This window comes from Pseudomonas sp. WS 5010 (assembly GCF_012985565.1).
Classification (GTDB): Bacteria; Pseudomonadota; Gammaproteobacteria; order Pseudomonadales; family Pseudomonadaceae; genus Aquipseudomonas.
Map to the genome: position 1 here is coordinate 522,455 of NZ_JAAQWQ010000006.1, position 20,336 is coordinate 542,790.

A 20,336-nucleotide genomic window follows, 5' to 3' on the forward strand; every position below is an offset into this window, starting at 1 on the left:
GTTCACCGCGATGGCCTTGCTACAGCTGGAGCGCATCAGCGCACAGTACCCAGGCGCGACCACGCCCGTGCTGGCGGACATTTCCCTGACCCTTGGCCCCCAGCAATTGCTGGTGGCCCTCGGCCCTTCCGGCAGTGGCAAGACTTCGCTGTTGAACCTGATTGCCGGCTTCGTCGAACCCAGCGCCGGGCGCATCACCCTAGACGGCGTGCCCGTCCAAGGCCCGAGTGCCGAACGCGGCGTGGTGTTCCAGGACGATGCCTTGCTGCCCTGGCAGGATGTGCTGGCCAATGTCGGCTTCGGCCTGGAGCTGGCCGGCGTGCCCAAGGCCCAGCGGCAAGTCCGCGCCCGGGAAATGCTCGCCTTGGTGGACCTGGCCGGCTTTGACAGCCGGCGCATCTGGCAGCTGTCTGGCGGGCAGAAACAACGCGTCGGCCTGGCCCGCGGCCTGGCGGCCGACCCACGGGTGCTGCTGATGGACGAACCCTTCGGCGCCCTCGATGCATTCACCCGCGAACAGATGCAGGAGCTGCTGCTGCAAGTCTGGCGGCGCACGGCCAAGCCGGTGTTCCTGATCACCCACGACATCGAAGAAGCGGTCTTCCTCGCCACTGACCTGATTTTGCTGGCACCCAACCCCGGGCAAATCGTCGAGCGCCTGAGCCTGGATTTCGGCCAGCGTTACGCGGCCGGCGAGCCGGCCCGCGCGATCAAGTCCGACCCACGGTTTATCGAAACCCGCGAACATGTGCTGGGCAAAGTGTTCTCGCAACGGCAGGTGTACGCATGAGCAGCTATGAAATCCCGGCCACCGCCGCCAACCCAATCACCCCGCCGTTGCGCCGCAGCCTGAGCACGCGCTGGATCAGCCTGCTGACCCTGGTTGCGCTGCTGGCGCTATGGTGGGCCGTGACCGCCAGCGGGCTGATCGAGCCGCTGTTCCTGCCACCACCGTCTGCCGTGCTGCAAAAAGGCTGGCTGCTGGCGACCAGCGGCTACATGGATTCCACCCTCTGGCAGCACCTGGGCGCCAGCCTTGGGCGTATCGGCCTGGGCCTGGGCTTTGCGGTGCTAACTGCCGTGCCGATCGGCATTGCCATCGGCGCCAACCGCATCGCCCGCGGCATTCTCGACCCACTGATCGAGTTCTACCGGCCGATCCCGCCGCTGGCCTATCTGCCGTTGATCGTGATCTGGTGCGGCATCGGCGAACTGTCCAAGGTGTTGCTGATCTACCTGGCGATCTTCGCCCCGATTGCCATCGCCACCGCCACCGGCGTACGCACGGTCGACCCGGCCAAATTGCGCGCAGCACAGTCTTTGGGCGCCACCCGGGCGCAGTTGATTCGCCATGTGATTCTGCCCAGCGCCCTGCCCGACATTCTCACCGGTGTGCGCATCGGCCTGGGTGTGGGTTGGTCGACCCTGGTGGCCGCCGAGTTGATCGCAGCTACCAGCGGCCTGGGGTTCATGGTGCAGTCGGCGGCGCAGTTTCTGGTGACCGATGTGGTGGTGCTGGGCATCCTGGTGATCGCGCTGATCGCCTTTGCCATGGAAATGGGCCTGCGCGCCCTGCAGCGTAAATTGGTGCCGTGGCATGGCCAGGCACACTAAGAAGAGAACAACATGAGCCGCCTGACCGTTACCCCTTTAAGCACCGCCCTGGGCGCCCAGATCAGTGGCGTCGATATCAGCCAGCCGCTGAACCTCGAACAGCGCGACGCCATCGAGCAGGCGTTGCTCCAGCATTCGGTGCTGTTCTTTCGCGACCAGCCGATCACCCCGCAGGAGCAAGCGCGCTTCGCGGCGAATTTCGGTGACCTGCACATTCACCCGATCTACCCCAACGTGCCCGAGCAGCCAGAAGTGCTGGTGCTCGACACTGCCGTCACTGACGTGCGCGACAACGCCATCTGGCACACCGACGTAACCTTCCTGCCCACCCCGGCCCTGGGCGCAGTACTCAGCGCCAAGCTGCTGCCAGCCTTTGGCGGTGACACACTGTGGGCCAGCGGTATCGCGGCCTTTGATGCGTTGTCAGAACCGATGAAGGCTTTTTTGACCGGCCTGACGGCAACCCATGACTTCACCCGCTCGTTCCCTCTGGAGCGTTACGGCAACACCGCCGAAGACTTGGCCCGCTGGGAGGAGGCCCGCAGAAAGAACCCGCCACTGTCCCACCCGGTGATCCGCACCCACCCGGTCAGTGGGCGCAAATCGCTGTTTGTCAGTGAGGGCTTCACCACCCGGATCAACGAACTGGAGCCGGCCGAAAGCGAAGTCATCCTCAAGCTGCTGTTCGCCCACGCCACCCGGCCGGAATTCACCATCCGCTGGCGCTGGCAAGCCAACGACGTGGCCTTCTGGGACAACCGCGTGACCCAGCACTACGCCGTGGACGACTACCGCCCACAGCGGCGAGTGATGCACCGGGCGACGATTCTGGGTGACGTCCCCTTCTGACTCCCGCTGTAGGAGCCGGTAGGCCGGCTCCTACAGGTTTCAGCGGACCAAATGCAGGAACTGCAAGTGCCGCTCGTACTGGTCGAGGATGTCGTTGATGATCTGCTCCTTGGTGTAGCCCACCAGGTCGTAGTCCTGGCTGCCCTCGCTCAAGTGCACTTCGGCGCGGTAGTAGCGACGGTTGTTCATCTCTTTGGAACCCATGCCGCCACGGGCAAAGGACGGCGTGAAGTAGCCGCGCATCTGCACCTGGTAGACAAACGGATGCTCTTCGCCGTGGCCGATTTCCAGGCTGACGCTGTCGTTGGACGGGTCGGGCTGGGTGACCACGTTCAGGCCCTTCTCGACAAACACGGCGGTCACTTCTTCAATCGCCGGGCGGACCGTGGTTTCGAGGAAGCGGTAGACCTCGTCCCGTGAAGGGAAATGCACCGCCTGGCTCAAGCGCTGGCGCCAGCCGCCACGGCCCTTGCGTGATGCCGACACCGGGGCCAGGGAGTGCAGTTGGGCGATCTGCTTCTGGGATTCGAGGTAGAACGCCTTGTGCAGCCCCCACATCATCAACAGCAGGATCATCGAGAACGGCAGCGAAGTCAGCACCACCGCGGACTTGAGCGAGTCGATGCTACCGGCAAACAGCAAGGCGCTGGTCACCAGCGCCGTCATCGCGCCCCAGAACACCCGCAGCCACTTGGGCCCGTCTTCATCGGCGTTGCCGCCCTTGGACGACAGGGTCGACAGCACCACGGTGCCGGAGTCGGCCGAAGTGACAAAGAACACAAAGCTGATAAACACCGTGACGGCGATCACGGTCTTGCTCCACGGGTAGGTTTCCAGCAGCAGGTACAGGCTCATCGACGGGTCGTCGATGGCCGACTGACCCAGGGCAACCATGCCGTGGTTGAGCACCTGGTCAATCGCGCTGTTGCCGAAGATCGACATCCACGCCAGGGTGAAGCCCAGCGGGATCAGCAGTACGCCAAAGACGAACTCGCGGATGGTGCGACCACGGGAGATCCGTGCGATGAACAGGCCCACGAACGGCGACCAGGCGATCCACCAGGCCCAGTAGAACACCGTCCAACCGCCGAGCCAGTCGCTGGGCTTGTCGTAGGCGTACACATCAAAACTCTTGCTCGGCAACGCGCCGAGGTAGTCACCGATGTTCTGGATCAGGGTGTTGAGCAAATGCTGGGTGGGCCCGGCGAACAACACAAACAGCAGCAGCGCACAGGCCAGCAGCATGTTGATGTCGGACATGACCCTCACGCCCTTGTCGACACCGGCCACCGCAACCAGGATCGCCGCGCCCATCATCAGGGTGATCAGGCCGACCTGGATCCATTGGGTGTGGGCGATGCCAAACAGGTAGTCCAGGCCCGAGTTGAGGTGCAGCACCCCAAAGCCCATGTCAGCCCCCAGGCCGAACACCGTGGCGATAATGCCGAAGCCATCCACCGCGTAGCCGATGGGGCCATTGATGCGCTTGCCGATCAGCGGATACAGCGCCGAACGCAAGGCCAGCGGCAGGTTATGCCGGTAGGCGAAGTACGCCAGGGCCATGCCGACAAACGCAAATACACCCCAGCCATGCAGGCCCCAATGCAGGAACAGCACCTGCATGGCCTGGCGCGCCGCGTCGGCGTTCAAGGCCTCGCCCTGGGGCGGTTGCACCAGGTGGGTCAAGGGTTCCGAGACGCAAAAGAAAAACAGCGTGATGCTGATTCCGGCGGCAAACAGCATGCCGGCCCAGGACAGGTAACTGAATTCGGGCTCGTCGTGGTCGGCACCGAGTTTGATCTTGCCGTAGCCAGACAACGCGGTGACCACCACGAAGATCAGATACAGGGTCATCGCCAGCATGTAGTACCAGCCGACCGTATTGGCCGCCCAGTTTTGCGCGGCCAGCAACCAGGCGCCGGCCTGTTCGGGGATCGCGATTACGGTGACACCAAACAGCAGGATGAAGCTGGCGGCGAAGTAAAACACCGGCGCATTCATGCGCACCAGGCCGCTTGGAGGGACAGACGATGCACTCATGAACCGTGCACCTCGAGGGTGTGGGATGTGGCTGTATAAAACGGACTCAGCAAAGGTAAGCCTCCTGTTGTGAGCGGGCAGCGAACCACCGGTTTAACTTGAACGAACGTTCAAGTTAAACATGGATAGGCGGTCTGGGACTAATCGCAGGGCTGAGTGGTAGGTAATGCCTACACTAGCTCAAGGAAGGGTATGACGGATGGGAGAGGCAAAACGTTCAGCGATTGCTTACCTAAATTGAAATGCTATCCCCTGTGGGAGCGGGCTTGCCCGCGATAGCGGAGTGTCAGGTTAGCGGTATTTGACTGGCCTACCGCCATCGCGGGCAAGCCCGCTCCCACACAAGCCCGCTCCCACATTAGGTCGTCACTACTTCTGCGTACCATCATCATGCTGCAAATTCGCCTGCGTGATGTTCGCCCCCGCCGGCACGCTGCGCGTCAGCCACACGTTGCCGCCAATGGTCGAGCCCTGGCCGATGGTGATGCGCCCCAGGATCGTCGCCCCGGCGTAAATCACCACATCGTCCTCGACAATCGGGTGCCGTGGATGGCCCTTCTGCAACTGCCCGTCCTCATCCGCCGGGAAACGCTTGGCGCCCAGGGTCACCGCTTGATAAATGCGCACCCTCTCACCAATGATCGCCGTCTCGCCAATCACCACACCCGTGCCGTGGTCGATAAAGAAACTCGGGCCGATCTGCGCACCGGGGTGAATATCGATGCCGGTCGCCGAATGGGCGATTTCCGCGCTGATCCGCGCGAGCAAAGGCAGCCCGGCGCGATACAAATGGTGGGCCAGGCGATGGTGGATCACCGCGAGGATCCCCGGATAGCACAGCAACACCTCATCCACACTGCGCGCGGCCGGGTCGCCGTGATAGGCCGCCAGCACATCGGTGTCCAACAGACTGCGCAGCGCCGGCAAGGCCAGGGCAAAATCCTGGATCAGGCGAATGGCCAATGCATCGACTTCATTATCGGCCCGGCCGCCTTGGCGTGCGGCATAGCGCAACTCCAGGCGTGCCTGGGCGAGCAGGGCATTGAGCGCCACATCGAGGGTATGGCCGACGTAGAAATCCTCACTCTCCTCGCGCAAATCCACCGGCCCCAGGCGCATGGGGAACAGTGCGCCGCACAGCGCTTCAAGAATCTGCGCCATCGCATCACGGGAAGGTAACTCGCGACCGCCCTGCTCGCCGCTGACCCGGCCGTTGCGCCTACGCCACTGATCCCGGGCGCCGCGCAACTGGCTGACGATGGTCTGTAATTGCCAATGACTGGAACGCTCGCTCACGGTAATCCCTCCTGAGGTAATGGCCATCACTTTACGGTATGCAACCGGGCCGCTCTTAATAACCAATGGTGCGATGCTCATAACGTTCTGACATAAGCAACTGGCGGTTGCCCGCGCAAAAAGCCCTGCCTATAGTCCCTCCCATCTTCTATTACCCGTGCGTAACCATGATCAAACAACAGCTCGAGCGTTTTAACCGTCTGGAACTACTGGTTGGCGCCACCGCCCTGGAAAAACTCGAACGACTGTCGACCTGGCTGGGCCGTGATATCTACGTCAAGCGCGACGACACCACGCCGCTGGCCATGGGCGGCAACAAACTGCGCAAGCTCGAATACCTCGCCGCCGATGCCTTGGCCCAGGGCGCCGATACGCTGATCACCGCCGGCGCGATCCAGTCCAACCATGTGCGCCAGACCGCAGCCCTCGCCGCCAAGCTGGGCCTGGGCTGTGTCGCCCTGCTGGAAAACCCCACGGGCACCGACGACCCCAACTACCTGGGCAACGGCAACCGCTTGTTGGTCGAGTTGTTCGACGCCAAGGTCGAACTGGTCGAAAACCTGGACAACGCCGACGAGCAACTCCACGCCCTGGCCGAGCGCCTGCGCAGCAACGGCAAGACCCCCTATCTGGTGCCAATCGGCGGCTCCAACGCCCTGGGTGCCCTGGGCTATGTGCGGGCCGGGCTGGAATTGGCCGGGCAGATCCAGGACAGCGGCCTGCAGTTTGCGGCGGTGGTCCTGGCCTCGGGCAGCGCCGGCACCCACAGCGGCCTGGCCCTGGCGTTGAGCGAAGTGCTGCCGGACTTGCCGGTGATTGGCGTCACCGTGTCGCGCACCGACGAGGCGCAACGGCCCAAGGTCCAAGGCCTGGCCGAACGCACGGCGCAATTGCTGGGGGTGGCGGTACCCGACGCGTTCAAAGTGATTTTGTGGGATGAATACTTCGCCCCGCGCTATGGCGAACCCAACGCCGGCACCCTGGCGGCAATCAAGCTGCTGGCGAGTCAGGAAGGCCTGTTGCTGGACCCGGTCTACACCGGCAAGGCCATGGCCGGGTTGCTCGATGGCATCGGTCGCGGCGCGTTCGGGGAAGGCCCGATCATCTTCCTGCACACCGGGGGGGCGCCGGCGTTGTTTGCCTATGATTCAGTGTTCTGACTGGACACATTGAATCTGCACCTGATATGCAAAAATGGAATATAAAACTTAATTTATATTATTTTTAACGCTTTAAAACTCGCCCTATAGTCGCGCTCCCACACACCGCGTTTTTAGGGCAGGATACGACCACTGCGTCACCTGCTTCGCACACCATAAAAAGCACAGGGGCTTGTCATGACTATTTCTGTATTGCGTCGTACGTTGCTGGTTGGCACTTTGGGCCTGGCCCTTGGCGCCGGGTTGTTGGGCCAGGCGGTTGCCGGCGAACAGCTGGGCAATATCAAGAAGGCCGGCGAGATCAAGATCGGCCTGGAAGGCACCTACCCGCCGTTCAGCTTCGTCGATGAAGACGGCAAGCTCAGCGGCTTTGAAGTCGAGCTGTCCGAAGCCCTGGCCAAGGAGCTGGGCGTCAAGGTCAAGCTGCAGGCCACCCCGTGGGACGGCATCCTCGCGGCCCTGGAATCCAAGCGCCTCGACGCGGTGGTCAACCAGGTGACGATCTCCGAAGAGCGCAAGAAAAAATACGATTTCTCCAAGCCCTACACCGTCTCCGGGATCCAGGCGCTGACCCTGGCGAAAAACGTCGACACCATCAAGACCGCCGACGATCTGGCCGGCAAGAAAGTCGGGGTGGGCCTTGGCACCAACTACGAACAATGGCTCAAGGACAACCAACCCAAAGCCATCATCAAGACCTATAACGACGACCCGACCAAGTTCCAGGACCTGCGCATCGGCCGTATCGACGCGATTCTGATCGACCGCCTGGCGGCCCTGGAATATGCGAAAAAAGCCAAGGACACTGCCGCTGCCGGTGACGCCTTCTCCCGCCAGGAATCAGGGATTGCCCTGCGCAAAGGCGAGCCGGAGCTGCTTGAGGCGGTCAACCAGGCCCTCGATAAACTGCGCGCCGACGGCACTTTGAAGAAGCTGTCCGAGAAATACTTCAACGCTGACGTCACTCAATAATGGAAGCAGGTTTCCAACTCGCGCTCGACTCCGCGCCCTTTTTGCTCAAGGGCGCGTATTACACGGTGATCCTCAGCCTCGGCGGGATGTTTTTCGGCTTGCTGCTAGGCTTCGGCCTGGCCTTGATGCGCCTGTCGCGCTTCAAGCTTTTGAGCTGGACGGCCAGGGTCTATGTCTCGTTCTTTCGCGGCACGCCGTTGCTGGTGCAGCTGTTTTTGATCTACTACGGCTTGCCGCAAGTGGGTATCGAGCTGGACCCGATCCCGGCGGCGATGATCGGCTTCTCGCTGAACATGGCCGCCTACGCCTGTGAAATCCTGCGCGCGGCCATCGGCTCCATCGAGCGTGGCCAGTGGGAAGCTGCCGCCAGTATCGGCATGACCCGCGCGCAGACCCTGCGCCGGGCCATCTTGCCGCAGGCGATGCGCACGGCCCTGCCGCCCTTGGGCAATAGTTTTATTTCGCTGGTCAAGGACACGGCGCTGGCCGCCACCATCCAGGTGCCCGAGCTGTTCCGCCAGGCCCAATTGGTATCGGCGCGCACCTTCGAAATTTTCACCATGTACCTGTCTGCGGCCCTGGTCTACTGGGTCCTGGCAAGCATCCTGGCGCATTTTCAGAACCGCCTGGAAGACCGGGTCAACCGGCATGACCTGGAGTCTTGAAGCATGATCGTGGTTGAAAAACTGACCAAACAATTCAAGGGTCAGGTGGTGCTCAATGGGATCGACCTGGAGGTCAAGGAAGGCGAAGTTGTCGCCATCATTGGCCCCAGCGGCTCCGGCAAGACCACCTTCCTGCGCTGCCTGAACTTCCTCGAAGAACCCACCAGCGGCCGGATCAAGGTCGGCGACATCGAGATCGACGGCAGCCGTCCGCTCAACCAGCAACAGGCCCTGGTGCGGCGCCTGCGCCAGCATGTGGGCTTTGTGTTCCAGAACTTCAACCTGTTCCCCCATCGCACCGCCCTGGAAAACGTCATCGAAGGCCCCCTGGTGGTCAAGAAGATGCCGCGCGACGCCGCCGACCGTCTCGGGCGGGCCCTGCTGGCCAAGGTCGGCCTGGCAGGCAAGGAAGACGCCTATCCACGGCGCCTGTCCGGTGGCCAGCAGCAACGGGTGGCCATTGCCCGGGCCTTGGCGATGGAGCCGGAAGTGATCCTGTTCGATGAGCCGACCTCGGCCCTCGACCCGGAGCTGGTGGGCGAAGTACTGGCGACCATCCGCAGCCTTGCCGAAGAGAACCGCACCATGGTCATCGTCACCCACGAAATGAGTTTTGCCCGGGACGTGGCCAACCGCGTGGTCTTTTTCGACAAGGGCGTCATCGTCGAGCAAGGCGACGCCAAGGCGTTGTTTGCCAACCCCAAAGAAGAACGCACCCGACAGTTCCTCAGCAAATTCCTCACCCACTGACCCTGCCCTTGTAGGAGCCGGCTTGCCGGCTCCCACATGTATCCTCCCTTTCGGAAAAGTCCCCGTAATCATTGGGCAAAGCGCCTATCAAAGCCGCCTTTAATAGCAGCCATCAGTAAGACCCTTCTGAATAATCCCCAACCCGCCGTTTAGCCTTTTGCCTCCATTGACGCCCCCTGGCCAACCCTCTTATCTAGGGCCCACTGGATTGGATCCTATCCTGGCTTTTCAAAAAAACGTTCCTTTCGAACCCCATGCCTGAGGTTCGGAACGATCGCTGCTGGCTGCATCAAGGAGATTATTTATGAAGCACATTCCCCCCCTGGCCATGCTCGCCGCGCCGACAGTGCCCCAGGCTCTCAAACAAGGTATCAACGCGCAGGCCGCCACCTATTTGCAGGTCGATATCGCCCCCTACCCGGACATGGGCAAGGGCGACTTGATCGAGCTGTTCTGGAACAACTGCTTTGCCGCCTCCAAGCGCGTGAGCGCCGCCGATATCGGCCAGCCCAGCAGCCTGCGGGTACCGGAAAGCTTTGTGCAAAATGGTGCCGCACGGATTCACTACCGGGTCATGCAAGTGGGGCGCGGCCCGGCGCGCTCGATGATTACCCGGGTGCAGGTCAAGACCGCCTGCCCGGGCGGCCCGCCATCGGTGCTGTGTGGCGCAGAAAACCAGAACCTGGCCCCTGTGGGCCTGCCTGAAACCATCCGCCGCCATGGCGTCAACCCCAGCCAGATCCGCCGGGGCGTGCCATTGACCATCGAGCCCTACCTGAACATGGCCGCCGGAGATGCAATCACCCTGCGCTGGGGCGATGCGCGCCTGGACCTGCCCCCCATCCACCCCACCGGGGTGGGGCGGCCCGTGCAGGTTTGGGTGCCTTCGACGCTGATCCTCGAAGCGGGGGACGACGCGCGCCAGGAGGTCACCTACTGCGTGATCGACCGCGTGGGCAACAACTCGCGCTGGGCGCCCGGGCGCATCGTGAGCATCGCCCAGGCCAAAGCCCCAGGCCCGGCCGAGGCCTTGTCGGTGTACCAGCCACGGCGTCCTGGCTCACCGTGCGAGCCGGGGTGACAGACCTTCTATGCATATTCCTAAAAGTTAGTTTATTTAAAAAATAAACACGCTTAGGGTATATGCACCGGACCACCGGACATTCCTGATTTTTTAGCTTTTCCACGGATGTGAGGTAGGTATGGTCAAAATTACCCCGGTGCACAACGCCAGGGCATTACGTGTAGCCACGCAGGGGCGCACCGATGTCTAACTTGGCGCAATCGCCCCTCCAGAGCGATCTGGATATCGCCCCGCTGCTACTGCCCGCCAAGGTGCTGCGCAACGACAGTGAAGCCCTCGCCGCCGCTCACGAGCTTGCCCAGGCCGCCCGCTTGCAAGCCGGCCTGCGTGACCGCCAGCGCAAACTGCCTTGGGCCGAAATCGAACAGTTCACCCGCAGCGGCCTGGGCAGCATTTCCATCCCCCGCGAATACGGTGGCCCACAAGTGTCGTTTGTGACCCTGGCCGAAGTGTTCGCGATTATCAGCGCCGTCGACCCGGCCCTGGGGCAGATCCCGCAGAACCACTTCGGCATCCTCCACGTGCTGCAAGGCGCCGCCAGCCAGGAACAGAAAAAGCAGCTGTTCCAAAGCGTCCTCGACGGCTGGCGCATCGGCAACGGCGGGCCGGAACGCGGCACTAAAAATACCCTGGATGTGAAGGCCCGGATCAGCGCCGAGGGTGACGGCTTTGTCATCAACGGCCAGAAGTTCTACTCCACCGGCGCACTGTTTGCCCATTGGGTCGCGGTCAAGGCCCTGGACGACGAAGGCCGCCAGGTCATGGCTTTTGTACGGCGTGGCACCCCGGGATTGCGCATCGTCGATGACTGGTCGGGCTTTGGCCAACGCACCACCGCCAGCGGCACCGTGCTGCTAAACAACGTGCCGGTAGATGCCGACCTGGTGGTGCCGACCTGGCGCCTGGGGCAGACCCCAGGCATCCAGGGCGCAGTCTCGCAATTGATCCAGGCCGCCATCGACGCCGGCATCGCCCGTGGCGCCCTCGACGACACCATCAATTTTGTCCGCGAACGCTCGCGGCCTTGGATCGACGCCAAGGTCGAACGGGCCAGCGACGACCTCTATGTGATCGCTGACATCGGCAAGCTGAAAATCGAACTGCATGCCGCCGAAGCCCTGCTGCGCAAGGCCGGCCAGGTGCTGGACCAGGTCAGCGCCGCGCCCATCACCGAACACTCCGCCGCCCGGGCCTCGATTGCCGTGGCGCAAGCGAAGGTGCTGACCACCGAAGTCTCGCTGCTGGTCAGCGAGAAGCTCTTCGAACTGGCCGGCAGCCGCGCCACCCTCGCCGAATTCAACCTCGACCGTCACTGGCGCAATGCACGGGTGCACACCTTGCACGACCCAGTGCGCTGGAAATATCACGCGGTGGGCGCCTGGCACCTCAACGGAACATTGCCGGCCCGGCATTCCTGGATCTGACGACCAGACATCTGGAGAAAAACATGACGCTTTCCCATCCCGTCGCGGTCATCACCAGCGACGAGCAAGCCCTGATTGTCGCCAGCGACCTGGCCGAAGACTTTCGCCGCGACAGCGCCCTGCGCGACCGCGAACGCCGCCTGCCACACGCCGAGCTGGAAGCCTTTTCCCGCTCCGGCCTGTGGGGCATCAGCGTACCCAAGGCATACGGCGGCGCTGGCGTATCCAACGTCACCCTGGCCAAGGTCATTGCCCTGATCGCCCAGGCCGATGCCTCGTTGGGGCAGATCCCGCAAAACCATTTCTATGCCCTGGAAGTGCTGCGCGTAAATGGCAGCCCGGCGCAGCAACAACGCCTGTACGCCGAGGTGCTGGCCGGCCAGCGCTTTGGCAATGCCCTGGCGGAACTGGGCACCAAGACCGCCCATGACCGGGTGACGAAACTTGTGCGCGAGGGCGACGGATTTCGCATCAGCGGCCGCAAGTTCTACGCCACCGGCGCGATCTACGCCCAGCGCATTCCCACCTCGGTGGTGGATGAACTCGGCGTGCAGCAACTGGCCTTCGTGCCGCATGACAGCCAGGGCCTGACGGTGATCGACGACTGGAGCGGCTTTGGCCAGCGCACCACCGGCAGCGGCTCGGTGGTGTTCGACAATGTGTGGGTCGCCGCCGAAGACGTGATCCCGTTCCAGAGCGCCTTCGAGCGCCCGACCACAGTAGGCCCGCTGGCGCAGATCCTTCACGCGGCCATCGACACCGGCATCGCCCGCGCGGCCTTTGAAGACGCCCTGCATTTTGTGCGCACCAAGACCCGCCCATGGATCGACTCGGGCAATGACAAGGCCAGCGAAGACCCGCTGACCCTGAAAAGCTTCGGCCACCTGAGCGTCCGCCTGCACGCCACCGAAGCCCTGCTGGAGCGCTCCGGCGAATTCCTCGACCGCGCCCAGGCCGACAGCACCGCACACACCGTCGCTGCGGCATCGATCGCCGTGGCCGAAGCGCGCGCCCTGAGCACGGAGATTTCCCTGGCCGCCGGCAGCACTCTGTTCGAACTCGCCGGCAGCCAGGCAACCCTCGCCGAACATGGCCTGGACCGCCACTGGCGCAACGCCCGGGTGCACACCCTGCACGACCCGGTGCGCTGGAAGTACCACGCAGTCGGCAATTATTACCTCAACGATGAAAACCCGCCGCTGCGGGGGACCATCTGATGGCGAAGAAAAAGATCCTGCTCAATGCCTTCAACATGAACTGCATCGGGCATATCAACCATGGCCTGTGGACGCACCCACGGGATACCTCGACCCAGTACAAGAGCGTCGAATACTGGACCGAACTGGCGCAACTGCTGGAGCGCGGGCTATTCGACGGCTTGTTTATCGCCGACATCGTTGGCGTGTACGACGTCTATCAAGGCTCGGTCGATGTGCCGCTCAAGGAGTCGATCCAGCTGCCGGTCAACGACCCGCTGCTGCTGGTCTCGGCCATGGCTGCGGTGACGAAAAACCTCGGCTTCGGCCTGACCGCCAACCTGACTTACGAGCCGCCCTATCTGTTCGCCCGGCGCATGTCCACCCTCGATCACCTGAGCCGTGGCCGGGTGGGCTGGAACATCGTCACCGGCTATCTGGACAGCGCCGCCAAGGCCATGGGCCTCACCGAGCAGGTCGAACATGACCGGCGCTACGACCAGGCCGACGAGTACCTGGAGGTGCTGTACAAGCTGTGGGAAGGCAGTTGGGAAGACGACGCGGTACTCAACGACCCGCAACAACGGATCTATGCCCAACCGGGCAAGGTGCACAAGGTCGAGCACCACGGCGAGTTCTATCAGGTGGAGGGTTATCACCTGTGCGAGCCGTCGCCGCAGCGCACGCCAGTGTTGTTCCAGGCCGGCAGTTCGGAGCGCGGACTGCTGTTCGCCGGGCGCCATGCCGAGTGCGTGTTCATCAGCGGGCAGAACAAGGCCGCGACCAAGGTGCAAGTGGACAAGGTGCGCGCCAGCGCGGTCGAGGCCGGGCGCAACCCGGACGATATCAAGGTGTTCATGGGCCTCAACGTGATTGTCGGCGCCACCGAGGCACTGGCCTGGGCCAAGCATGCCGAGTACCTGAGCTACGCCAGCGCCGAGGCCGGGGTGGCGCATTTCAGCGCCTCCACCGCCATCGACTTCTCGCAATACGAGCTGGATGAACCGATCCAGTACGTGAAGAGCAACGCGATCCAATCGGCCACCAAAGCCTTGCAGAACAACGACTGGACCCGTCGCAAGTTGTTGGAGCAACACGCGTTGGGCGGGCGCTATATCACCCTGGTGGGCTCACCCGCGCAGGTGGCTGATGAGCTGGAATCCTGGATCAGCGAGACCGGCCTGGATGGCTTCAACCTGACGCGCATTGTTACGCCGGAGAGCTATGTGCATTTCATCGAGTTGGTGATTCCGGAGTTGCAAAAACGGGGGTCGTACAAGACCGCTTATGAGAGCGGGACGCTGCGCGAGAAAGTGTTCCACCGCGATGCTCGCTTACCCGAACAACACACCGGCTCTCACTACCGCCACTAAACCAAAAATGTGGGAGCTGGCTTGCCTGCGATAGCGGTGTGCCAGTTGATGCAGTTGGCACTGACACACCGTTATCGCAGGCAAGCCAGCTCCCACATTAGATCTTCGTTGTTTTTCCCCACACCTTATGACTGGAAATCGACCATGAAAAAAACACTGCTGTCCCACCCAGTCAAAGCACTGGCCCTGGCCCTCGGCCTGTTCAGCTCGGCGGTGTTTGCCGCCGATGCGCCGCTGAAAGTCGGCACCACGGCGGCCTTCGCCATCCCCCTGGAAGCCGCCGTCGAAGAGGCCGGCAAACAGGGCCTGAAAGTCGAGCTGGTGGAGTTCACCGACTGGATCGCGCCCAACGTCAGCCTCGCCGCCGGCGATATCGACGTGAATTACTTCCAGCACATTCCGTTCCTGGAAAACGCCAAGGCCGCCGCCGGTTTTGACCTGGTGCCGTTCAAACCGGGGATCATCAACAACGTCGGCCTGTACTCGAAAAAATACAAAAGCTTCGATGAGCTGCCCCAGGGCGCCAGCGTGGCCATCGCCAACGACCCGATCAACAGCGGGCGCGGCCTGCAACTGCTGGCCAAGGCGGGCTTGATCACCCTCAAGCCGGGCGTGGGCTACAAGGCCACCGAAGAAGACATCGTCGCCAACCCGAAAAAGCTCAAGATCCTGCAAGTCGAAGCAGTGCAGCTGGTACGCGCCTATGACGATGCCGACCTGGTGCAGGGCTACCCGGCCTACATCCGCCTGTCCAAGACCTTCAATGCCGAGTCGGCGCTGCTGTTCGACGGCCTCGACCACCCGGAATACGTGATCCAGTTCGTGACCCAACCCAAAGGCACAACCGACCCGCGGGTGATCAAGTTCGTCGAGATCTACCAGCATTCGCCGGTGGTGCGTGCTGCCCTGGATAAATCCCTCGGCACGCTGTACCAAGTCGGTTGGGAAGGCTGAACATGAGCGCCGCCAACAGCCAACTGCGCGACCTGGGCACACCGCCCAGGGACGCCCGGCAGACCGAACTGCACCCAGACCTCAACCGCGCCCATGTGCGTTTTATCAACCTGGGCAAAACCTATGACGGCACGGTGCATGCGCTGCAAGGCATTGACCTGGCGATCCAGCACGGCGAAGTGTTCGGCATCATCGGCCGCAGTGGCGCCGGCAAGTCGTCGCTGATCCGCACAATCAACCGCCTGGAGCAACCCAGCAGCGGCCGGGTGCTGATCGACCAGGTGGATATCGGCGAGTTCGACGAAGACCGCCTGGTAGCCCTGCGCAGGCGCATCGGCATGATTTTCCAGCACTTCAACCTGATGTCGGCCAAGACCGTGTGGCAGAACGTCGAGCTGCCGCTGAAAGTCGCCGGTGTGCCCAAGCCACAGCGCGCACAAAAAGTCCGCGAACTGCTGGAGCTGGTGGGCTTGCAAGACAAGCACAAGGCCTACCCGGCGCAGTTGTCCGGCGGGCAGAAGCAACGGGTAGGCATCGCCCGCTCGCTGGTACACGACCCGCAGATCCTGCTGTGCGACGAAGCCACCTCGGCCCTGGACCCGGAAACCACCCAGTCGATCCTCGGCCTGTTGCGCGAGATCAACCGGCGCCTGGGCCTGACCATCGTGCTGATCACCCACGAGATGGCGGTGATCCGCGAAATCTGCGACCGCGTGGTGGTGCTGGAACACGGGCGGATCGTCGAGCAAGGGCCGGTGTGGGAAGTGTTTGGCAACCCCAGGCATGAGGTCAGCAAAACCCTGCTGGCGCCCCTGCAACATGGCTTGCCCGATGAGCTGCAAAAGCGTTTGCAGGCCACGCCGCCGTCGGCGCAGGCGGCCGTGGTGCTGCGCCTGCAATTTACCGGCGCCAGCGCGGATGAACCGGACCTCGCCGCACTGTTCGGCGCCCTGGGTGGACGCGTGCGCCTGCTGCAAGGCGGGGTCGAGCGCATCCAGGGCCACGCCCTGGGGCAGTTGCTGCTGGCGGTGAGCGACTCCACCCTGGATGCCGATACATTACGCACCCGCGCCGCGCGCTGGGCACAACAGGTCGAGGTGCTGGGCTATGTGGTTTGATCGTTTATTGCAGGGCGCCATCGACACCTTGTTGATGGTCGGGGTGTCGTCGTTGATCGCGCTGTTGGTGGGCATCCCGCTGGCGGTGTTCCTGGTCACCAGCGACAAGGGCGGTATCTACCAGGCCCCCGCGTTGAACCGGGTACTGGGGGCGTTCGTCAATCTGTTCCGCTCCATCCCCTTCCTGATTCTGATGGTGGCGCTGATCCCGTTCACCCGCCTGATCGTCGGCACCACCTACGGCGTATGGGCCGCCGTGGTGCCGCTGACCATCGCCGCCACGCCATTCTTTGCGCGAATCGCCGAGGTCAGCCTGCGCGAAGTCGACCATGGCCTGATCGAAGCCGCCCAGGCCATGGGCTGCCGGCGCTGGCATATCGTCTGGCATGTGCTGTTGCCGGAAGCACTGCCGGGGATTGTCGGCGGGTTCACCATTACTTTGGTGACCATGATCAACTCGTCGGCCATGGCCGGGGCGATCGGCGCCGGAGGCCTGGGGGATATTGCCTACCGCTACGGTTACCAGCGTTTTGACAGCCAGATCATGCTCACGGTGATTGTATTGCTGGTTCTGCTGGTGGCCGCGATCCAACTGGGCGGCGATCGCCTGGCGCGCGGGCTGAACAAGCGCTGAGGTATAGTCGGCACCTTTCTTTGCCCTGGTGCCGACTGCCATGAAACTCGCCCCCGACGACCTCGACCAGATCACCTCCACCACCCTGGGCCACTACAACCAGGTGGCCGAGGACTTTCGCGAAGGCACCCGCGACCATGATGTAAGCCAGAACATCGACGCACTGCTGCGGCATATCCAGGCGCCCGCACCGTTTACCGTGCTGGACTTCGGCTGCGGGCCGGGGCGGGATTTGCAGACCTTCACCCGGCTTGGACATATCGCCGTGGGCCTGGATGGCGCCGAGCGTTTCGCGCAGATGGCGCGCCAGGACAGCGGCTGCGAGGTACTGCACCAGGACTTCCTCAAACTGGATCTGCCGGCCGCGCGCTTCGACGGGATTTTTGCCAATGCGGTGCTGTTCCATATCCCCAAGCAGGAGTTGCCGCGCATTCTCCAGCAACTGCATGCTGCGCTGAAACCGGGCGGGGTGTTGTTCAGCTCCAATCCCAGGGGGCAAAACCAGGAGGGCTGGAACGGGCCGCGTTATGGCTCGTATCACGACCTTGCGGCCTGGCAGGCGCTGCTGGCGGCGGCGGGGTTTGTGGAGTTGGAGCACTACTATCGCCCGGCAGGACTACCGCGCGAGCAGCAGCCCTGGTTGGCCAGTGTGTGGCGTAAGGTAGAGGTTGTCTGAGCGGACGCTATCGCAGCGATGCGGCGACCCGACAAGCCAGCTCCCACATTGGTTTTGTGGTGCGTCCAGAATTCCCTGCCTGATCGAGCCCCCCCTGTGGGAGCGGGCTTGCCCGCGATGGCAGTAGTACAGGCACTATCTTTGGTGGCTGACATACCGCCATCGCAGGCAAGCCAGCTCCCACATTGGTTTTGTGGTGTGTCCAGAGCTCCCTGCCTGGTCGAGCCCCCCCTGTGGGAGCGGGCTTGCCCGCGATGGACTCAAGGGCGCTGCTGATCCACCTGATACACCACCGGACTTTCACCCACCACCCACGCCGTCACACTCCGCCCCGGATACCCGTCCCTCTGCTCCTGCGCAAAATTGGCCACCAACCGCGTGCCATCGGCAAACGTGGTCTGCTGCACCAGCCGGTCGTTGCTCAGCCAGCGAAAATCCGTCATTGCCTGGGTCGCCAGACGCTCATGCAACGGGCGGAAAAACCCATCCTGACGCTGGATCATCGGCAAGCGTTGCTTCAAGGTAGCGGCGCTCAGGTGATACAACGGCGGCACGTTGTAAAGCAGCTGGGTCAACTCGTTTTCCGCCTGCACATTGCTCAGCTTCAGGCTGTCGAACAGCCAGTGATGGCTGGTAATGACCGAGCCATGGAACACCGCCTGATACAGCGGCAGGCGCATCGCCGGGGCAAAGTACACGCTGCGCAGCGGCTCTTTGAGCGGCACGCGCTTGAAGAACACCGCCGGTTCCTCCGGTGGATACCAGGCGCCCACGTAGTAAGGCGATTGCTTGTCCTGGGTCATCTCGCGGTCGCCCCAGCCCATGACCGGGGTTTGCATGCCATGGGCGAACAACACGCCGCGGGCGGTGGTGGCATTGCCGTCTTCGGAGCCCACCGGCAACTGGAGGTGGCTACCAATCCAGCGCGCCGCGTCGATATTGCCCTCGGCGTTCTGCGCCTGGGTCATGCCCAGTACCGAGCGATAGCTGTCAAACAGCATGCCGGTGGCGTAGGCATCGAGAAACCAGGCATTGAACCCGGCCTTGGCCTGCACCGCTGTCACCCGTGCCTGCAGCAGCGGGCGCACGCAACGCGGGTCGGTGTAGTGCCCGGACTTCTGGAAGCCGGTCTTGAGCTGGCCATTTTTCAACATGATCGCGCAGTCGCGGTACGCCCGGCTGCCCAGGTGCGCGGTGGTCCAGTCGAGGTTCTCCGTGTCCGCCAGCGCGGTTTCATAGGAATCATAAGGCGCCATCAAGTACCCGGCCTCGACACCCTTGCGTACCGCCTCAGGGTGCCAGAGCCCGCCCTCCCAGCCTTCGCCCAGGGTCAATAGCAAGCGTGGTAGGCCACTGTCTTGCAGGGTCTTTATAGTTTTGGCGGATAAGGTGCTACCCCAGGTTTCGGGGGGCGCGGTCAAGGCGCTGGCAAACTCCTGCGCCAATGCCTGACGGACCACCCCATAGCCTTCGGCGAGGGCCTGCATGTCGGGCTCGGTCTTGGCTTGCCAGCCCTGGCGCGCCTTTTTGTCGAGGGCCGCGTTGAGCCCTCTTAACAACACGGCTTGCTGGTAACGATCCAGAAACGGCTGGGTGACGTGCACCACCTGCGTCGCCTGCGGGTCAAGCAGGCCCCTGAGTTGCGCGCCCAACCCATCAGCCGCGCGCAGCAATGTGCGTAGCTGCTGCCAATCGCGTACATCACCAAGGCCCAGCAGGTCGTTGCCCCACAGGTACACATGGCTGGCACCCAGCAGTTTTTCGCCGTCAGGCAGGCGTTGCAGCTTTTGCGCCAACGGCTCGTAAAGGCCCTGCTCCACCAGCCACTGGCGATAGCGCTTGGCACCGGCCAGCAAGTCGGCTTCGCCCAGGTTCAGGCGCAGTGTCATCGGTGCGCCAGGGTCCAGGGCGGTGAACTCATGGCGCAACGTCAAGCCCAGGCGCTGGCCCTCGGCATGCCACTGCAAGCGATTGTTGTAGGGGTTGGTCAGCAGCCAGTTGAGGGTAAAGCTGGCGTGGTCGACGCCCCATAACGGCAGGCTGAGGTCTTGGGTGCTGTTCACATCGCCGTAATCGAGCAGGAAGTCTTGCCACAGGCGATTGCCGGCGGGGATGTAATGCCCCTCGGCGAGCGGCCAGATCAAACCCTTGCCCATGGCGCTGGCCGGTTGCCGGAGGATGTCCAGTTCAGCAGCCTCGCGTGCGGTGACGCTAAGGATCAGGTCGCGCTGGTCCAGGGTGGCGCTCAGGTGATAGGCCCCCTTGTCCCATTGCCAGTTGGCCTGTTGATCGGCCTGTTGCAACTGGCTGACCTCATGGGCCGCCACGCCGCTTGAGGCCAGTACCGGTTCGCCGCCAGCGGGGGTAACGCGCACAGCCAGGGTCGCCGCGTCGAGTTCGATACGCCATTGGGCGTTTTCCAGCACGGTGCCGGCAACCGCCAGGGGTGAGAGCAGTAGCATGCAAACCATTAAGGTAAGGCGCAGACAACGAGGCATGGCAAAGACCTTCACACAAGTGAAAGCCTGGAG

Annotated in this window: 18 protein-coding genes; 15 read left to right on the forward strand and 3 right to left on the reverse strand. The window is 62.9% G+C overall.

Features of this window, described 5'->3' with window-relative positions; translation table 11 throughout:
• Window positions 1-10 precede the first annotated feature (10 nt).
• The 3 genes from tauB to tauD are packed head-to-tail and all read left to right on the forward strand — an operon-like array spanning window position 11 to window position 2,463.
• Window positions 11-790 (forward strand): taurine ABC transporter ATP-binding subunit, encoded by a 780-nt coding sequence (tauB, locus tag HBO11_RS22540; RefSeq protein WP_169953899.1) that lies wholly within the window; start codon window positions 11-13, stop codon window positions 788-790.
• A complete protein-coding gene (gene tauC, locus HBO11_RS22545) occupies window positions 787-1,614 on the forward strand; it encodes a taurine ABC transporter permease TauC (RefSeq protein WP_169953900.1) in 828 nt (275 codons plus the stop codon). Before tauB ends, tauC begins: the two co-directional genes overlap by 4 nt.
• 12 nt (window positions 1,615-1,626) lie before the next feature.
• The gene (tauD, locus tag HBO11_RS22550) at window positions 1,627-2,463 is read left to right on the forward strand and encodes a taurine dioxygenase (protein ID WP_169953901.1); all 837 of its coding nucleotides are present in this window, start codon (window positions 1,627-1,629) and stop codon (window positions 2,461-2,463) included.
• Between the two features lie 39 nt (window positions 2,464-2,502).
• Here the strand turns inward: tauD and betT are convergent, their stop codons facing one another.
• Together betT and epsC are read right to left on the reverse strand one after the other, a co-directional pair.
• Window positions 2,503-4,464 (reverse strand): choline transporter BetT, encoded by a 1,962-nt coding sequence (betT, locus tag HBO11_RS22555; protein ID WP_169954008.1) that lies wholly within the window; start codon window positions 4,462-4,464, stop codon window positions 2,503-2,505.
• 408 nt (window positions 4,465-4,872) lie between these two features.
• Window positions 4,873-5,799 carry a serine O-acetyltransferase EpsC gene (epsC, locus tag HBO11_RS22560; protein ID WP_169953902.1) on the reverse strand — a complete coding sequence of 309 codons (927 nt, stop codon included), beginning with the start codon at window positions 5,797-5,799 and terminating at the stop codon, window positions 4,873-4,875.
• Between the two features lie 167 nt (window positions 5,800-5,966).
• Between epsC and HBO11_RS22565 the strand changes: the two genes are divergently transcribed.
• From HBO11_RS22565 to HBO11_RS22620, 12 genes are all read left to right on the forward strand, one after another.
• Window positions 5,967-6,959 (forward strand): D-cysteine desulfhydrase, encoded by a 993-nt coding sequence (locus tag HBO11_RS22565; RefSeq protein ID WP_169953903.1) that lies wholly within the window; start codon window positions 5,967-5,969, stop codon window positions 6,957-6,959.
• Window positions 6,960-7,136: 177 nt separating this feature from the next.
• Window positions 7,137-7,931 (forward strand): cystine ABC transporter substrate-binding protein, encoded by a 795-nt coding sequence (gene tcyJ / locus HBO11_RS22570; RefSeq protein WP_169953904.1) that lies wholly within the window; start codon window positions 7,137-7,139, stop codon window positions 7,929-7,931.
• Window positions 7,931-8,596 (forward strand): cystine ABC transporter permease, encoded by a 666-nt coding sequence (gene tcyL, locus HBO11_RS22575; RefSeq protein WP_169953905.1) that lies wholly within the window; start codon window positions 7,931-7,933, stop codon window positions 8,594-8,596. The genes tcyJ and tcyL overlap by 1 nt, the downstream gene beginning before the upstream one ends.
• A gap of 3 nt (window positions 8,597-8,599) precedes the next feature.
• Window positions 8,600-9,346, forward strand: coding sequence for an L-cystine ABC transporter ATP-binding protein TcyN (tcyN, locus tag HBO11_RS22580; protein ID WP_169953906.1), 747 nt, complete (start codon window positions 8,600-8,602; stop codon window positions 9,344-9,346).
• A gap of 304 nt (window positions 9,347-9,650) precedes the next feature.
• Window positions 9,651-10,427 (forward strand): hypothetical protein, encoded by a 777-nt coding sequence (locus HBO11_RS22585; RefSeq protein ID WP_169953907.1) that lies wholly within the window; start codon window positions 9,651-9,653, stop codon window positions 10,425-10,427.
• 185 nt (window positions 10,428-10,612) lie between these two features.
• Entirely contained in the window at window positions 10,613-11,854 is a 1,242-nt protein-coding gene (locus tag HBO11_RS22590; RefSeq protein ID WP_169953908.1) for an SfnB family sulfur acquisition oxidoreductase, read from the forward strand.
• Between the two features lie 23 nt (window positions 11,855-11,877).
• Window positions 11,878-13,071 carry an SfnB family sulfur acquisition oxidoreductase gene (locus HBO11_RS22595; protein WP_169953909.1) on the forward strand — a complete coding sequence of 398 codons (1,194 nt, stop codon included), beginning with the start codon at window positions 11,878-11,880 and terminating at the stop codon, window positions 13,069-13,071.
• Window positions 13,071-14,423 (forward strand): LLM class flavin-dependent oxidoreductase, encoded by a 1,353-nt coding sequence (locus HBO11_RS22600; RefSeq protein WP_169953910.1) that lies wholly within the window; start codon window positions 13,071-13,073, stop codon window positions 14,421-14,423. Before HBO11_RS22595 ends, HBO11_RS22600 begins: the two co-directional genes overlap by 1 nt.
• 144 nt (window positions 14,424-14,567) lie before the next feature.
• Window positions 14,568-15,377: a MetQ/NlpA family ABC transporter substrate-binding protein gene (locus tag HBO11_RS22605; RefSeq protein WP_169953911.1), complete on the forward strand. Its 810-nt coding sequence runs from the start codon at window positions 14,568-14,570 to the stop codon at window positions 15,375-15,377.
• A 2-nt stretch (window positions 15,378-15,379) separates the two neighbouring features.
• Window positions 15,380-16,495 (forward strand): ATP-binding cassette domain-containing protein, encoded by a 1,116-nt coding sequence (locus HBO11_RS22610; RefSeq protein ID WP_169953912.1) that lies wholly within the window; start codon window positions 15,380-15,382, stop codon window positions 16,493-16,495.
• On the forward strand, window positions 16,485-17,129 hold the full coding sequence (locus HBO11_RS22615) for a methionine ABC transporter permease (RefSeq protein ID WP_169953913.1): 645 nt from the start codon (window positions 16,485-16,487) through the stop codon (window positions 17,127-17,129). The genes HBO11_RS22610 and HBO11_RS22615 overlap by 11 nt, the downstream gene beginning before the upstream one ends.
• A gap of 40 nt (window positions 17,130-17,169) precedes the next feature.
• Complete coding sequence (locus HBO11_RS22620; protein ID WP_169953914.1) at window positions 17,170-17,805, forward strand: class I SAM-dependent methyltransferase; 636 nt, start codon at window positions 17,170-17,172, stop codon at window positions 17,803-17,805.
• Window positions 17,806-18,065: 260 nt separating this feature from the next.
• Here HBO11_RS22620 and HBO11_RS22625 read toward each other — a convergent pair whose 3' ends face one another.
• Window positions 18,066-20,303 carry a glycoside hydrolase gene (locus tag HBO11_RS22625; protein WP_169953915.1) on the reverse strand — a complete coding sequence of 746 codons (2,238 nt, stop codon included), beginning with the start codon at window positions 20,301-20,303 and terminating at the stop codon, window positions 18,066-18,068.
• Between the last annotated feature and the right edge of the window lie 33 nt (window positions 20,304-20,336).